This is a genomic window from Chryseobacterium sp. CH25 (genome assembly GCF_004119455.1).
Lineage (GTDB): Bacteria > Bacteroidota > Bacteroidia > Flavobacteriales > Weeksellaceae > Chryseobacterium.
Genome location: NZ_NRQT01000001.1, coordinates 1 through 16,471 on the forward strand (window position 1 = coordinate 1; position 16,471 = coordinate 16,471).

Consider the following 16,471-nt stretch of genomic DNA (forward strand, 5'->3'; position numbering starts at 1 on the left):
TTTTAGTCACTCTATTCTTCGTTTTAAAGTTCTGAAGCTGTCTTCCGCTCATATCATACAGCATAATATCAGCTTCTTTGAAATCATAGCCAATTTCTATATAGGCATAGTCTGATACAGGATTTGGATAGATTTTGATATCATATTTTTCTATCAGGTCATTCACCTGAGTATCACCGAGTTTTACAATCTTCCAGTTCTCTTTTCCCAGTTCTTTGGCACTGGTTCCGGCTAATACAATAGAGCCATCTTTGTTTAATTTCACATCTGAAAGTCGTTCTTCTTTTTGTCGGGATTCTCCTGCTACATGCTTTCGCCACTGTTCATTTCCGTTTCCATCTAAATACAGCATCCAGAAAGTTTCATCATCTTTTTCTATTCTACCTTCAGTCTGAGTGTAACCACCTAATAAAATTCCTTTTGATGATTGGCCATCTGCAGAATGAATCACACTTGCTCCCATCAGAATATCACGATTCTTGAAATTGTAGGACTTCTGCCACTGTTCATCGCCTCTTTCATTTAAAGAAATCAGCCATAGGTCTGTTCCTTCTTCAATCCCTACTGTTTTGTTTCCGGATCTTTCGGAGCGGGATTCGCCACCAATGATATAACCGTTTGAAGTTAAAGCCAGGGTTCTGATATGGTCGTCTCCTTTCCCCCCAAAGTTCTTTTCCCATTCTACTTTTCCGTTTTTGTCCAGTTTGATGATCCAGTAATCACCTTCTCCGAAATTTTCTGTGGATTTTGCAGTACGAGATGCGGGGTTCGAGGTGCGAGGATCAGAAGGTGATACATTTCCACGAGGGTTATCCCCGGATCCTGAAACACGAACCTCGGAACTCCTTGAGTAAATTCCCAATAGGGCTCCACCATCCTTTGTTGGAATCATTTTCTCCACTTCATCTAATCCTTTTCCGCCTAAGACAAGTTGTGAAAGTTCTTTTCCATCTTTGTCGAGTCTGGTAATCCAGACATCTTTGGAACCATAACCTTTGGATGAGTTCTGTACATTTCCGGCTATAAAAAAGCCTAAATCTGTACTTTGAATCACTGCTCTGGCTTCTTCATCGGAACTTGTTCCTAAGGTTTTCTGCCATAGCTCATCTCCAAATTCATTAATTCTGATCAGCCAAATATCTGATCCGCCTTTGGAATCTTCTTTTTTATCCAGACCTTTTCCTGAATACGATGTTCCGGCTATAAGAAATCCTCCATCCTGAGTAGATACTGTAGCAGAGAGATAATCATGGTTATTTCCTGAGAAATACTTTTCCCAGGATTCTTCTCCCTGTTGGTTCAGTTTAACCAGGTGAAAATCGTAGCCGTTATTCTGCCTGCTTCCCTGTTGGAGTTTATCGCTCTGTATTGAGCTTCCTGTGATCAAATACTGCTGATCTATTGTCGTAGTGACCTGGCTCAGAAAATCCTGAGTTGAAGATTTGATATCTTTTTGCCAGAGAACTTCCTGAGCAGACAGCCCAAGAACCGTGCATACAGTACATACACTGAGATAAATCTTTTTCATTCCCGTGTTATTTTTGAGTTTAATGATTAGCTTTTTAAATTGACACAAATTTAACTTTTTTTAGTTCATACAAATCACATGAATGCGATTTAATATAAAATATCTCTAAATCCGAAGACATTTCATTGCACTTTTATAAACTTGCATTATTCTGCAAAGCTAATACAGCAGTACGACAGAAAGTGTCGTGTTATTTTTGTATAAAAAAACCTTTGAAAAAATCTCAAAGGTTTAGCTAGCTGGACAACATACCTGTATTTTCTGTTATATCTACTGCTTTTTCTCCCTGAAAAAAGCCCTTTCCGTAATACGAAAAGGGCTGAGTTCTATAAAAGGATTTAAATTAATAATTAAAATTAAGAGAAACTGTATAATATCTACCGTTTCCGCGTACATATTCCGCATCACGCGCGGTGTACATTGAAGTAGGTGTGAAATAAGAAGTATTGAAAACATTTTCTATCCCAAGCCCTACCGTCAGAAGTTTATTAATTTTATAGCTTCCTTGAACATTGAAAAGGTTAAAACTTTTTACAGGACCTTCTCCTTCATCATACTTTCCTGAAGAAGCAGGCTCAAACTTATCTCTTTTAAATGAGTACATATGATAGACTCCCAACTGCAGTTTTTGAACCTTATCATTCCATTTAACGAAAGAATTCAACCTTGCAGGTGCAATTCTTAAACCGCTTAAATATTTTTCGTAGCTGTTGTCATTTTTAACATCTACTTTTCCTTCCTGATAAGTATAATTGGTTCCGATAGTCAATCCTTGTGTCGGATAGATATTGACTGCCAGCTCTACCCCATTAATATACTGAGGAGCGCGAAGCGGAGTCCAGAAACCATTCACAGAAACCAGATCAGCTCCCAACTTGGAATAATTATAAAAATAGCTGGCTGAAAAATCTACGTACTGCCCTATTTTACTATTGAAACCTATTTCATAGTTGTCAATAACTACAGGGTCTGTATTAATTTCACTGAGGACATTGCTCTTGGCATCTCTAAGGACACGCCCCAGATCATAGATATTAAATCCTCTGGAATAAGAGGTAAAAGGCTGAAAGAAATCAAAGGCCACATAGCTCACTCCTACGTTGTAAGACAGGTTTGAATAATTCAGTCTTCCCCCTTCTACATTGAACGGAACATCTTTGTTGGAAGGCAAAGTAGTATAATCCGGAACTTTTACAGACATTTTATCCCATCGAACACCTGCTTTCACTGTCAGATCATCAGTAAGAAATAATTTCCCCTGTACGAAAGGGGCTGCAGCCAACATATTCATTTCCGGAACCCACATTCTTCCGTCTACCAGAGGCTGGCTTGTTTTTTCATTTAATAGATCAAGACCATATGTCAATGAACCTTTTAATCCTTTTTCTTTTCCAAACTCAGTATTAAAATCGGCTCTGAAACCGTATTTTTTCTCTAAAATGGCCGATTGTCCTCCTGTTTTCCATCTTGGTGCATTTCTGTAATCATAAATGGTATAAAAATCCTGGAAATACAGAGTCGTGTTAAGGGTTGTGTTACGGAAAATATTCTTATTGATATATTTTAAATACCCATTATGGTTATATCTTGTTCCTTCTTTCACCCCTTCTCTGTCTCCTAATTTACCCGTAGAAGGTTTTTCTCCGTATTTCCCGAGGTCTAAAATATATTTGGAATCCTGCAGACTGGAATAGTAGTTATACATCACTTCCAGTCGGTTATCATCATTCAGATCATATCCTATTTTTGCAAAAATATTATTGACGGCAGTTTCTCCCAGCCCATATCGTGGATTCTGAACCAGTCCTTCACCATCTATTTTTACTCCGTTTTGGGTAAGCGTTCCATTGACAAGATAATCGAACTTTCCTACTTTTCCGAAGAAACTTTGTGAAATTCTATACCCTGCACCACCATCTGATTTAAACATTTTGTTATTGAACAAATCATGGCTGGTAAATCCTAATACGGTTCTTCCTGAAAAAGTTTTGCCAGAAGTACTTTTTTGGGTAATATAATTAATGATTCCTCCTTCCGCACCATTCCCATAAATGGATGTAGCTCCTTTTACCACTTCAATGCGTTCTAAAACTGAAGGGTCAATACTTCGTATTTCTCTGTCATTGTTTCGTAAAGGACTTGATTGTGGAATTCCGTCGATCATAATCAGCACATTTCTTCCTCTTAAAGTCTGTCCTCTGTTGCTTACCAGATTATTTCCAAATGCTAATCCGGGCACTTTATAAGCCAGAATATTACTGAGATCAGCAGAAATTAATGCTTGTTCTGTAATTTCTTTTTTGTTGATAATGTTAACTGTAGACGCTGTTTTCTTTACGATTTCCGGAGATCTTGATGCGGTAACAATTACTTCATCAAGTCTGTTCTGTTCTAATGAATCTTTTTTCTGGGCAGCGGCTTGAGAAAATACCACAAGGCTTCCGATTAAGAAAATAGATTTCTTCATACTTAAGTGTTATTTAGAATAATTAAAAACAAAAGTACGGTTTTTAGCCTATTTCAAAATTTGGCTGTTTTAATAGCTAACTTTATGATATAGTTTTAAATAAATTAATTCAAAGTATTTAAATAAAATAATAAATTCAATTTAGTTATATAGTTTATTTTATCAATATCAACTGATAATCATCATGTATAAAACGGGATAACAATCTCTTTCCTTTAATAATTTTTTACTGTCTTAACGAAAAAACCTTTGAAATAATTCAAAGGTTTTATTGATCTCTTGTCTTAAGAATTTCTTCAATCTCTTCTATTGAAAATCCTTTGGCTTTCAACAAAATCAGAAAGTGATACAGCAAATCTGCAGCTTCATTTTTAAAGAGCATTTCATTATTATCTTTGGCTTCAATAACTAATTCTACAGCTTCCTCACCTACTTTTTGAGCTACTTTATTGATTCCTCTCTGATACAGTGAATACGTATAAGATCCTTCTGTCTTACTATCAATCCTTTGCGCTATTTTTTCTTCCAGTTCATATAAAAACCCTTTGGCATCCTTTTCTCCAAAACAGCTGAAACTTCCGGTATGGCATACCACATTCGTAGGAATAACTTTAATCAGTATGGTATCCTGATCACAATCAATATCAATACTTTTTACAGTTAAAAAGTTGCCTGATTCTTCTCCTTTTGTCCAGAGCCTGTTTTTGGAGCGACTGAAAAAGGTAACCACTTTTTCTTTTTCGGTTTTCTCAAATGCTTCCTGATTCATGTAGCCCAGCATCAGCACCTGCAATGTTCTGTAATCCTGAATCACTACCGGAACAAGCCCGTTATCTTTATTAAAATCAATATTCATCGTACGTTTATTTGTTGAGTTTTTAATTGTTGTTTTAAATCCTGAATCCCTATTTCATTAAAATGGAATATACTGGCTGCCAAAGCTCCTGTAGCTTTTGTTTCATTGAATACTTTAACAAAATCATTTGCAGTTCCGGCACCACCGGAAGCTATCACAGGAATGGTTACGTGCTCTGAAACCAGCTTTGTAATGTTAAGGTCAAATCCATTTTTGGTTCCGTCCCCATCCATAGAGGTTAAAAGAATTTCACCAGCTCCTAAAGCTTCTGCTCTTTTTGCCCATTCTACCGTGTTCAGTTCTGTAGCTTCTCTTCCACCCTTAATGTGAACAAGGTCGGTTTCATTGACTCTTTTAGTATCAATCGCCACTACGATGCACTGGCTCCCAAATTCATTAGCCAGCTCGGCAATCAGTTTCGGATCTTTTACTGCAGAAGAATTGATGCTGATCTTATCTGCTCCAGCCTCCAAAAGCTTTCTTACATCTTCTACAGAGGCAATTCCGCCACCAACCGTAAATGGAATACTCAATTCCTGAGCGATTTTGCGTACCAGTTCTACAAAGGTTTTTCTGTTTTCAATAGTGGCTGTAATATCAAGAAAAACTAGCTCATCAGCCCCTTCCTGTTCATATTTTTTGGCCAGTTCCACCGGATCACCGGCATTTTTAAGATCCTCAAAATTGATTCCTTTTACCGTACTTCCATCTTTAATATCAAGACATGGGATGATTCTTTTTTTAAGCATTTTCAATAAAATTTTGAAGTTGTTGAAGACTTATTTTCCCTTCGTAAATAGCCTTTCCAATAATGGTTCCTGTGCATCCGATATCTTTCATTTTATACACATCTTTAATTCCGGAAATACCACCACTGGCAATCAGCTGTAAGGAAGTTTTATATAAAATTTCAATGTAAAGACCTGTTGAAGGGCCTTCCAGCATTCCATCCTTTGAAATATCCGTACATATAGTCGTTTGCATCCCTTTTTTCTGATATTCAAGAATAAAGTATATAATATCTTTATCACTTTCTTCCTGCCAGCCAGAGGTCTTTATCTTCCTGTTCTCACAGTCTGCCCCCAGAATAATTTTTTCTGGACCATATTTTTCAAGGGTACTGAGACAAAATTCCGGATTCTGAACGGCAATACTTCCTAATGTAATCTGTTTTGCCCCGGAATTAAAAGCTGTTTCAATATCCTGTGAAGATTTTAATCCACCCCCAAAATCAATATGCAGAGAAGTTGATTTTGCAATATTTTCAAGCACTTTCTGATTCACAATATGTTTAGATTTCGCCCCATCAAGATCCACCAGGTGAAGAAACTGAATACCAAAGTCTTCAAATTCCCTGGCCACTTCTACAGGATCTTCATTGTATATTTTCTTGGTGCTGTAATCTCCTTTGGATAAACGCACACATTTTCCCTCAATAATATCAATAGCCGGAATAATCTTCATCATGATAAGTTTATAAAGTTGTTGAGAATCTTACTGCCTATACTGCCCGATTTTTCAGGGTGAAACTGAACCGCATAAAAGTTATCTTTCTGCAGAGAGGCACTGAACGGCAGAATATAATCACAAACCGAAGTTGTATATTCTGACAATTCACAGTAATAGCTGTGAACGAAATACACACCATTTTCAGGTATAATTCCGGACAATAATGAAGATTTCTGTTCTGAAACCGTGTTCCATCCCATATGAGGAACCAGTTCCAATGGTGGGAATCTTTTTACTTTGATATCGAAAATCCCCAGTCCTTCTGTATTGCCCTCTTCATTTCCCTTACACATCAGCTGCATTCCAAGGCATATTCCCAAAACTGGCTGTTTCAATGTAGGAATAATTTTGTCTAGCCCTTTTTCTTTTAGCAGCTTCATGGTAGAAGATGCCTCGCCTACACCGGGGAAAATCACCTTATCTGCATTTCGGATTACTTCCTGGTCATCTGTAATCACTGAGCTTATATTTAGCCTGTTTAAAGCATTCTGTACGGAGCTTACGTTCCCTCCATTATATTTTATTATTGCGATCATATTATAAACTTCCTTTGGTTGAAGGTAAATTATAGTTGTCATCGGATTGATTGACTGCCATTTTCACTGCTTTTGCAAACGCTTTGAAGATGGATTCTATCTTGTGGTGTTCGTTATCTCCTTCTGATTTGATATTTAAATTGGCTTTTGAAGAATCTGTAAACGATTTAAAAAAGTGGAAAAACATTTCTGTAGGTACATCTCCTATTTTCTCTCTTTTAAATTCTGCCTCCCAGACGAACCAAGGTCTGCCTCCGAAATCAATAGCAACCTGCGCAAGACAGTCATCCATTGGAAGCAGAAAGCCATATCTCTCAATTCCTTTTTTCTTCCCTAAGGCTTTTAAAATGGCCTCTCCCAGTACAATCCCTGTATCTTCAACCGTGTGGTGCTCATCTACCTGAAGATCTCCATTCACTTTGATCTTAAGATCCATATTTCCGTGTCTTGCGATCTGATCCAGCATGTGATCAAAGAAGTGAAGCCCTGTTGATATCTCAGACTGACCGTTTCCATCGAGATTAACTTCAATTTCTATTTCGGTTTCATTGGTCTTTCTATAGACTTTTGCCTTCCTCATTCCAGACTTTAAGAACTGGTAAATCTCATTCCACTGTGTTGTTGTAAGATCTGCTTCTTTATTAAAGTTTTGGTTTAGAAAAATAGATTTAGACCCCAAATTTTTAGCAAGTTGAATATCTGTAATTCGATCACCAATTACAAAGGAATTTTCCAGATCATAATCACCATAAATGTATTTCATTAACATTCCTGTGCCTGGTTTTCTGGTAGGCAAATTTTCACTTTCAAAGCTTTTATCAATCAAGATATCACTAAAAATGATGCCTTCGTTTTCAAAAGCTCTGAGCATTTTTTCATGAGGTTTAATAAAATCCTCAAAAGGAAAACTTTCTGTTTCCAATCCATCCTGATTGGTTACCATCACCAATTCATAATCCAGTTCGTTTGCAATTTTTGAAAGATTTTGAAAGACACCAGGATAAAATTCCAGCTTTTCCAGTGAATCCACCTGAAAATCTGTAGGCGGCTCTATAATTAGGGTTCCATCCCGATCGATAAACAATATTTTTTTCATCTTTAATTATTTTTTAAAAGAGTAATCAGCTTTTCATTCTCCTGGCGGGTTCCTACATTAATCCTGATGCATCCCGGAATCGCCGGATCTCTTCTGCTTGTTAAAATTTCCCGTTCCAACATCTTTTCATATACTCCATCAACATCATTAAGTTTGATTAAAAAGAAGTTAGCATCTGTTGGAAATACTTTGGATATGCATTCTATATCCTTAAACTGATCCTGTAACCAAATACGTTCTTCAATAATATTACGTACATTATCTTTTAGTCTATTTTCATCTTCAAGGGCATTCAGAATCAATTCCTGGCTTAATGCATTTACATTGTAAGGAGCCTTCACTGTATTGATTAACTGAATAATCTCATCAGAAGCATAGGCAACACCTACTCTGGCTCCTGCAATTCCCCAAGCTTTTGAAAAGGTCTGAAGAACAATCAGATTAGGATACTCAACCAACAGTTCCAGACTTGATTTTTTCCGGAAAACTCAATATAAGCTTCATCTACCACAACAATTCCGTTAAAATTCTGAAGATAGAATTCAATGTCTTCCGTGCTGTTTCCGGTTGGATTGTTTGGGGAACACAGGAAGAAAACCTTTATTGGCGTTTCATTAACCGTTTTTAAAAAATCTTCTTTTACGATCTCAAAGTTTTCATCCAGATCAAGCTGCAAAACCTTGTTTTCATTAATGGTTGCATAAAAACCATACATGGCAAAAGAAGGATTCATCATCAGAATAGTATCTTTTTTAGGCTCACAGAAGATTTTAATGATTAAATCAATCAGTTCATCACTTCCGTTTCCTACAGCGATCTGTGCCGGAGACAGATTTCTAAGTTCTGCTAAACTGTTTTTAAGTTTTCGTTGGGTAGAATCCGGGTAACGGTTCCATTCTCCAAACGGGCTTTCATTAGCATCTAAATAAGTAGGCTCGTTAAATTCATTATGATCTCTAAAACTTATATAAGGCTTTAATTTTAAAATATTTTCTCTTACTAATGTATTGATACTGATTGTATTCATATTATTTTTTTAATCTTATTGATACTGCATTTTTGTGAGCAAGAAGTCCTTCTGCTTCTGCCATTACTTTGATTGTTTTTCCTAAGTTCTGAAGTCCTTTCTTAGACAAATGCTGGAAGGTGATTTTCTTTACAAAACTGTCCAGAGACACTCCACTGTAATTCTTTGCATACGCATTAGTGGGAAGAGTGTGATTGGTTCCACTGGCATAATCTCCGGCACTTTCGCAGGAATAATTCCCAAGGAATACTGAACCTGCATTCTGAATCTGAGGGATATATTTTTCAAATTCATCCATGGCCAGAATAAGGTGTTCAGGAGCATATAAATTACTGAACTCAACTGCTTCCTCAAGATTATTTAGCAAAATAAAACAACTATTTTCAAGCGATTTTCCAGCCATTTCATTTCTTGGTAAGTCTTTGATCTGCTTCTCAACAGCACTGATTGTCTCATTAAACACTTTAAGATCTGTAGTTAAGAAAATTACCTGACTGTCGCTACCGTGTTCTGCCTGTGAAAGCAAGTCTGCAGCACAGAATTCCGGGACAGCCTGTTCATCAGCAATTACTAAAACTTCACTTGGACCAGCCGGCATATCAATGGCTACTCCATACCGTTGGGCATATTCTTTGGCAGCTACCACAAACTGATTTCCAGGGCCAAAAATCTTATATACCTGTGGAATACTTTCCGTTCCTAAAGTCATTGCTGCGACCGCCTGAGCACCGCCTGTTTTGAAGATCTTTGAAACTCCACACAGTTTTGCCGTATATAAAATCGCAGGATTTACTGCTCCGTTTTTGTCTGGTGGCGTGCAAAGAACAATCTCTTTACACCCAGCAATATTAGCAGGTACCGCAAGCATCAGCACGGTTGAAAATAAAGGCGCTGTTCCTCCCGGAATATAAATTCCTACCTTCTCTATGGCCCTGTTTTCTCTCCAGCAAACAACCCCTTTTGTGGTTTCTATTTTCTGAATCTCCGGACTTTGAGAGTTGTGAAATTTAAAAATATTCTCTTTTGCCTGTTGGATAGCCTCTTTTAATTCGTTGCTAAGCTCGTTTTCTGCCTTAATAATTTCTTCTTCGATAACAGCAATACTTTTAGTTTCTGCTTTATCAAATTTTTTATTGAATGCTATTAAAGCTTTATCTCCCTTGTTTTCAACTTCGGTAAATATTCCTTCTATCAATCCGGAAATTTCTTCCCGTTCAAAAACAGGACGCTTTACGAGGTCTTCCCATGTATCTTTTGTTGGATATCGATATATTTTCATCTGTATTATTTTTTCTTAGTGTGAATTGAATTATTTTTTGAGCCCTTAAGAGTATAGCTTAAACTGTCTTTAATGAAGCCTTAACTTATCTTAACATCTACATTTTTCTTAATGGTTTATTATTGCTGTTTTATTAATTTTATTTTAACTATTAGGATTTTAAGGTCGTTAGCATTATATTTTGAAACTTAACTTATCTTAAATTTACCTTACCTGTCTTTTCTTAATAGTTCATTGTTTTTATATTTTAAATCACCATTTATCAATAGGAATAATAAGTATATCCTGCGCTCCGTTTTCCTTCAGCTCATCAATCACTTCCCAGAATCTTTCTTCATCAATTACAGAATGAATACTGCTCCAGCCCTCTTCTGCCAATGGAATAACAGTCGGGCTTTTCAGTACGGGAAGTACATCCGCCACTTTCTGAATCATATCATTGGGAACATTCATCAGGATATATTTTGAATTTTTAGCTTTTAAAACAGCCTTAATTCTGAAAAGGAATTTATCAAGAATAGCTGTTTTTTCGGATGATAATTGTGGGGTTTGTGCCAAAACGGCCTCTGATTTCAATAGCGTTACCGTTTCTCTCAACCCGTTTTTGAATAAGGTGCTTCCGGAGCTAACAATATCACAGATTCCTTCTGCCAGGCCAATATTAGGGGCAATTTCAACGGAACCGGAGATCACGTGGATATCTGAAGTGATTCCTTTTTGTTCTAAAAATTTTTTAAGGGTATTAGGATAAGAAGTGGCTATTTTTCGGCCTTGAAAGTAAGCCAGATCATCGGTTTCGATTTCTTTCGGAACAGCGATGGATACACGGCATTTTGAAAAACCAAGTTTCTCAACAATCTGGATCTTTTTTTGTTTTTCAACTAAAAGATTTTCGCCTACAATGGCTACATCTACCACTCCATCTTCCAGGTATTGAGGAATGTCTGAATTTCGCAGATACATGATTTCCATCGGGAAGTTATCTACGGAAACTTTTAGTTGGTCTTTACCGTTGTTGACAAAGATTCCACAGTCTTTGAGAAGCTGCAGGGATTCTTCGTATAAACGGCCACTTTTCTGAATCGCAATTTTTAATTTACTCATTTCGTCTTTTTTGAGTCCGAGTAAATAAAAACTGATCTGTTGAAATTTCTGAGGAGAATTCAGGAAACAAAAAAACCGTCTATTTACTCAGACGGTTTTTAAATATTTTTGATTTTAGCACAAACAAATATCAATCAATTCCGTCTAACAGAGATGATGATAGTAATGATGTAATGCTAAAATTATTGGCTTCATTGTATTGAATTATGATGCAAATGTAGGGTTTATTTTTAAAATGCAAAGTTTTTTTAGATAATTTTTTGATAAAGATTCATCAGATTCTTTGCGATAGGCTCATCATTAAACTGCTGAACGAACTCGAAACCCTTTTCCACACGGCGTTTTCTTTCGGATTCATTATCCCATAAAAATTTGATCTTGGCTCTGATGTCAAGGTCATTATTCGGATCAATGTATACTGAGTTTTTCCCTCCTGCTTCCGGCAGGCAGCTTGTGTTACTCGTAACCACAACTGTTTTTGAGAAAAGTGCTTCTATTACAGGGATTCCAAAGCCTTCAAAGAAGCTTGGATATACAAAAATATCAGCCAATTTGTAGATTACTGCCAGTTCATCCATAGAAACTCCTTCCAAAAATGAAACCTGTTTTTCCATTTTGTTTTTCTTCAGGAAGTTTTCTATTTTCTGATAATATTTGGTCTTTTTCCCAACAACAACCAAAGGAATTCCGGTGTCTTTGATGGCTTTTACCACATTCAGAAGGTTCTTACGGTCTTCAATGGTTCCTACATTCAGAATGAATTTTTCCGGAAGTTTAAACTTATCTTTAGCAGCCTGAATCTGTTCCGAAGTCTGCTGTTCTTTGAATGCTTTATGGCAACCCTGATAAATGACTTCAATTTTACTTTCAGGAACTTGTAAAAACTGGATAATATCTCTTTTGGTCTGTTCTGAAATGGCAATGATCTTATCAGCCATAGCAGCTGCTTTTTTAAACTTCCAAAGATGTATTTTACGGTCAAAAAAGGAATAATATTGTGGATATCTTACAAAGATCAGATCATGGATGGTTACGATCTTTTTAATAGGTTTCTGATCCCATTTCAGAGGTAATTCACCGGATAAACCATGGAATATATCAGCCCCTTGTCTTTGGGCATCTTTTCCCATTTTAAGCTGGCGGGAAAGGCTTCCTTTTGAGGTTTCCACAAACTTCACATTGGGACGGTCAAGAATATCTTTTCCGCGCTCAGATTTGTTCTTATTGAGCAGCAGATATTCATTGTCCGGCTCGTATTGTGAAAGAATTCTTACCAGATCTCTTGAATAGTTGCCCAGCCCGGACGTATTATGGAAAAAACGTTTTGCGTCAAAAGCAATTTTCATGCGTGTATCTGTTTTTGAAATTCCTGAAATGTACCAAAAGTATGGCCTTTTTCTTTAAGCCACCCTACAAAGGTATCAAATCTTTCCACCATCTCTTTTCCGGAGTTTTTCACGGTAAAACCAGGCAGTTTGAATGCTTCGTCTTTAATGGATGAAAATTCCCAGGGGTGGAAATATATATTCAGATACTTGTCTTTCTTCAACACATCAGCAGCCAGCTTTTTATAGATGGCTAAAGGAAAATTGTGAAAGCTTAACCAGAATAAAGGGACTCTGAAGTTGGGAGAAACAGAGGCAGGAACCTGCATTACATTTCCTTCTTTAAAGTAAGTCCTTGATACTTTAAGGTTGTTATATCTTCCCGGTAAAAACGTAGGATTGATGGATGAATTGTATGAATACCCTGCTTTTTCGACTTCTTTTTCGTCTACAGGCATCATTCTCGGCATCCTTAAACCTGTCACTTTTGTGGAAAACAATTCTTCCAGTCTTTCTCTTGATTCTTTCAGATGTTTATCTTCAAATTCTGAATGAAACCAGGTGTGTGAAGCCAGTTCATGTCCTTCTTTCAATAATCTTTCAATAAGATGTTTGCTGTTTTCTGCAAAGACTACGGTAGAAAAAAAGGTAGCTTTTGCTCCGTGTTTTTTAGAATATTTAAAATATTTTCTAGTCCGTGCTGAGATATAGAGATTTGTTTATCAAAAGAGATCTCGCCTTTATATTCCAAAGGCATGTCGAACTCCTCGATATCAAAACTTAATAAAACCATTTAAAAATTTTTGTTTTTAATAATATAATTAGGTCTTTCTTTAACCTGTTTAAAGATTTTTCCTAAATAAATACCAATGATTCCCAGGATAATCAGCTGAATACCTCCAAAGAATACAATAGTCATAATTAATGATGCCCAACCTGAGATTTCTGTGCGGACAACAAAGGCGTAAATAACATATGCAGCATATCCTATTACTGAGAAGAAAGAAAATAAAAAGCCCAGATAAGCGGCTAAATAAAGTGGTTTTACACTAAAAGCTGTAATTCCCGTAAAAGCAAATTTGAGCATTTTTTTCAGGTTATAACTGCTCTCTCCTGCCATTCTTTCTCCTGCTGTAAAATCTATTCCGATTTGTTTATAACCCATCCAGCTTGTTAATCCTCTTAAGAACAGATCGTCTTCTTTGAAACTTCTCATCGCTTCTACAGCATTGGCATCCATCAATCTGAAATCTGATCCGCCGCCTTTGGTAAGATTTACATCTGAAAGGCTGGATAATAGCTTATAGAAAACATCTGAAGTTTTTCTTTTAAAAAAGGAAATCTGTTTAGGATAGGTTCTTACTGTAAATACAATATCATAGCCTTCTTCCCATTTTTTTATCATTTCAGGGATGAGTTCCGGTGGATGCTGAAGATCGCCATCCATTGAAATAACAGCATTTCCTTCAGCATGATCCATTCCGGCTTTTACTGCCGGCTGGTGTCCGAAGTTTCTGGAAAATTCAATAAATTTTACTTCTTCATGCTTTTGAGAAAGCTCCTCTAACTTCTGTTGTGTGTTATCTCTGCTTCCGTCATTAACAAAAATGATCTCAAAATCATAATGCTCCAGTCCTGAAAAAACTTCTTTTATTTTTTCATGAACTAAAGCTACGTTACCTTCTTCGTTATGAGCAGGAATGACAATAGAAATTTTCTTCATATATTAATTTAAAGTGTAATCCTTTTCAAAATCTTTGGTCATCAGTTCATAAATCACTCTTAACCAAACTACAATACAAGGTACGGCTTTCAAAGAATATTTAATGATATAATTTTGTTTGATGAATTTCGGGAATAAGTCTGATGGTGAAAAACAGGTTAAAATGATAACAAATACCAGTAATCCGATAATAAACGGTGTTTTTTCTTTCTGAAGAGTAAACCAGATCATTACTCCTGCTACTGCAATAATATACGTTGGTGATTCAGAACCTGAACTGAACAATACTAAAAACAGTAATGTAGAAGCTAGAATCATCAATTGAAATGCATAATTTTTATATTGTTTGATTCTGATATACGGCAAGGCAAATAAAGGAACTCCGAAAGCTAAAAATGTAAGATTTGAAATAGTAGCATCTCCTAAAATTCTTCTTACAAAGCCCATAAGAGAGATATCCTGCATATTCCCTAAGACCTGATTATCATTATTTTTTGAGATCAGAGACGTAGCCCAGTCTGAATAACACTGAATAACAAACTGCGGGCTTGAATAGATCATTGGGATCACTAAACACAGGACAGCAATAGCAATTCCTGAAAGAATAAATTTGACTTTATTTTTGATGAAGAAAAACTGTGATAATCCTACAATTCCGTAAAGTTTCACAAAAATACCTACCACAATAGCTGTAGCCGACTGTACTTCTTTTCTTTCGTAAATAAATGTTGCTGACAGCATTAAAAGTCCTACCAAAGCGATATTGAACTGTAAGCTTACTGCAGCCGTGATAAATTCCTGCAGACACAGTAAAGCAAAAAGTGCTTTTTTAGTATCTGAAAACGGAAGTTTGTGGATAGCATACAGGAAAATGGCTGTGTTAGCTACGTTCCAAAGGGCAATTCCCATCCAGTCCGGCATTATGGCAAATGGAGCAATCAGCAAACTGAAAAAGACCCCATAATGATTCATATCTGAATAGAGCTCAGGATATTGTAAATACAGATTCTTCTGATCCAGGGTATTAAAAAACACTCCTTTGAAAATCAAATAGTTATTAATCGCCTGAGGTCCTCTGGAAAATTTAGAAAGTGCGGTAGCAATGGCTACAATAATATAAACCCCAAATATATATTTAGGGTTTAATAGTATTTTAAGAAATTTTTCTTTCAAAATAAGTGGTATTAGTTTAAAGACTTAATCTTAAACAGCTACATTATTCTCTCTCAATGCATCATTAAGAGAAGTCTTTTTATCTGTAGATTCTTTTCTCTGACCGATGATCAGTGCACAAGGAACCTGATATTCTCCTGCAGGATATTGTTTTGTATAGCTTCCAGGGATTACTACAGAACGTGCAGGAACTCTTCCTTTAATTTCGATAGGCTCACTTCCTGTTACGTCAATAATTTTTGTAGATGCTGTTAAAACAACATTAGCTCCCAATACAGCTTCTCTTTCTACGTGAACTCCTTCTACTACGATACATCTTGAACCGATGAAACAGTCATCTTCAATGATTACCGGAGCTGCCTGTAATGGTTCTAATACTCCACCAATTCCAACACCACCACTTAAGTGAACGTTTTTACCGATCTGTGCACAGCTTCCTACTGTTGCCCAGGTATCTACCATTGTTCCTGAATCTACATAAGCACCAATATTTACGTAAGAAGGCATCATAATTACTCCTGAAGCTACGAAAGAACCTTCTCTCGCAATTGCATGAGGAACTACTCTTACTCCTTTTTCCGCATAATTTTTCTTTAAAGGAATCTTGTCATGGAATTCAAATGGACCAACTTCAATAGTTTCCATCTTTTGGATTGGGAAATACATTACTACTGCTTTCTTCACCCATTCATTTACCTGCCATCCGTTTTCCGTAGGTTCAGCTACACGAAGTTCTCCGGAATCTAATAAAGAAATAACCTCTCTGATCGCTTTCTGGCTGTCTTCATTTTGTAATAATTCTCTATTATCCCAAATGTTTTCAATAGTTTGTTGTAACGACATGTTTC

The 16,471-nt window shown here is 36.4% G+C and carries 15 protein-coding genes and 1 pseudogene; all 16 read right to left on the reverse strand.

Annotation, left to right across the window (positions count from 1 at the left end; translation table 11 throughout):
* A partial coding sequence (locus BOQ64_RS00005; protein ID WP_164975717.1) for a T9SS type A sorting domain-containing protein occupies positions 1 to 1,528 on the reverse strand: 1,528 nt, incomplete at its 3' end.
* A 343-nt stretch (positions 1,529 to 1,871) separates the two neighbouring features.
* A complete protein-coding gene (locus tag BOQ64_RS00010) occupies positions 1,872 to 3,995 on the reverse strand; it encodes a TonB-dependent receptor (RefSeq protein WP_129057074.1) in 2,124 nt (707 codons plus the stop codon).
* A 268-nt stretch (positions 3,996 to 4,263) separates the two neighbouring features.
* Positions 4,264 to 4,851 carry a bifunctional phosphoribosyl-AMP cyclohydrolase/phosphoribosyl-ATP diphosphatase HisIE gene (hisIE, locus tag BOQ64_RS00015; protein WP_129057073.1) on the reverse strand — a complete coding sequence of 196 codons (588 nt, stop codon included), beginning with the start codon at positions 4,849 to 4,851 and terminating at the stop codon, positions 4,264 to 4,266.
* Positions 4,848 to 5,600, reverse strand: coding sequence for an imidazole glycerol phosphate synthase subunit HisF (gene hisF, locus BOQ64_RS00020; protein WP_129057072.1), 753 nt, complete (start codon positions 5,598 to 5,600; stop codon positions 4,848 to 4,850). The genes hisIE and hisF overlap by 4 nt, the downstream gene beginning before the upstream one ends.
* Positions 5,593 to 6,315, reverse strand: coding sequence for a 1-(5-phosphoribosyl)-5-[(5-phosphoribosylamino)methylideneamino]imidazole-4-carboxamide isomerase (hisA, locus tag BOQ64_RS00025; RefSeq protein ID WP_129057107.1), 723 nt, complete (start codon positions 6,313 to 6,315; stop codon positions 5,593 to 5,595). Before hisA ends, hisF begins: the two co-directional genes overlap by 8 nt.
* On the reverse strand, positions 6,315 to 6,896 hold the full coding sequence (gene hisH / locus BOQ64_RS00030; RefSeq protein WP_129057071.1) for an imidazole glycerol phosphate synthase subunit HisH: 582 nt from the start codon (positions 6,894 to 6,896) through the stop codon (positions 6,315 to 6,317). The genes hisA and hisH overlap by 1 nt, the downstream gene beginning before the upstream one ends.
* Before the next feature lies 1 nt (position 6,897).
* Positions 6,898 to 7,992, reverse strand: coding sequence for a bifunctional histidinol-phosphatase/imidazoleglycerol-phosphate dehydratase HisB (gene hisB, locus BOQ64_RS00035; protein ID WP_129057070.1), 1,095 nt, complete (start codon positions 7,990 to 7,992; stop codon positions 6,898 to 6,900).
* A gap of 2 nt (positions 7,993 to 7,994) precedes the next feature.
* The gene (locus BOQ64_RS24405; protein WP_262708706.1) at positions 7,995 to 8,450 is read right to left on the reverse strand and encodes an aminotransferase class I/II-fold pyridoxal phosphate-dependent enzyme; all 456 of its coding nucleotides are present in this window, start codon (positions 8,448 to 8,450) and stop codon (positions 7,995 to 7,997) included.
* Positions 8,429 to 9,019 (reverse strand): aminotransferase class I/II-fold pyridoxal phosphate-dependent enzyme, encoded by a 591-nt coding sequence (locus tag BOQ64_RS24410; protein WP_262708707.1) that lies wholly within the window; start codon positions 9,017 to 9,019, stop codon positions 8,429 to 8,431. Before BOQ64_RS24410 ends, BOQ64_RS24405 begins: the two co-directional genes overlap by 22 nt.
* Position 9,020: 1 nt before the next feature.
* Complete coding sequence (hisD, locus tag BOQ64_RS00045; protein ID WP_129057069.1) at positions 9,021 to 10,298, reverse strand: histidinol dehydrogenase; 1,278 nt, start codon at positions 10,296 to 10,298, stop codon at positions 9,021 to 9,023.
* Positions 10,299 to 10,550: 252 nt separating this feature from the next.
* On the reverse strand, positions 10,551 to 11,402 hold the full coding sequence (hisG, locus tag BOQ64_RS00050) for an ATP phosphoribosyltransferase (protein WP_129057068.1): 852 nt from the start codon (positions 11,400 to 11,402) through the stop codon (positions 10,551 to 10,553).
* 248 nt (positions 11,403 to 11,650) lie between these two features.
* Entirely contained in the window at positions 11,651 to 12,748 is a 1,098-nt protein-coding gene (locus BOQ64_RS00055) for a glycosyltransferase family 4 protein (RefSeq protein WP_129057067.1), read from the reverse strand.
* Positions 12,745 to 13,520, reverse strand: a pseudogene (locus BOQ64_RS00060) (polysaccharide deacetylase family protein). The gene BOQ64_RS00055 and the pseudogene BOQ64_RS00060 overlap by 4 nt, the downstream one beginning before the upstream one ends.
* Complete coding sequence (locus BOQ64_RS00065; RefSeq protein ID WP_129057066.1) at positions 13,521 to 14,450, reverse strand: glycosyltransferase family 2 protein; 930 nt, start codon at positions 14,448 to 14,450, stop codon at positions 13,521 to 13,523. It lies immediately after the preceding pseudogene.
* Positions 14,451 to 14,453: 3 nt separating this feature from the next.
* Complete coding sequence (locus BOQ64_RS00070; RefSeq protein ID WP_129057065.1) at positions 14,454 to 15,623, reverse strand: glycosyltransferase family 87 protein; 1,170 nt, start codon at positions 15,621 to 15,623, stop codon at positions 14,454 to 14,456.
* Positions 15,624 to 15,653: 30 nt separating this feature from the next.
* On the reverse strand, positions 15,654 to 16,466 hold the full coding sequence (locus tag BOQ64_RS00075) for a 2,3,4,5-tetrahydropyridine-2,6-dicarboxylate N-succinyltransferase (protein WP_068943197.1): 813 nt from the start codon (positions 16,464 to 16,466) through the stop codon (positions 15,654 to 15,656).
* Positions 16,467 to 16,471 lie beyond the last annotated feature (5 nt).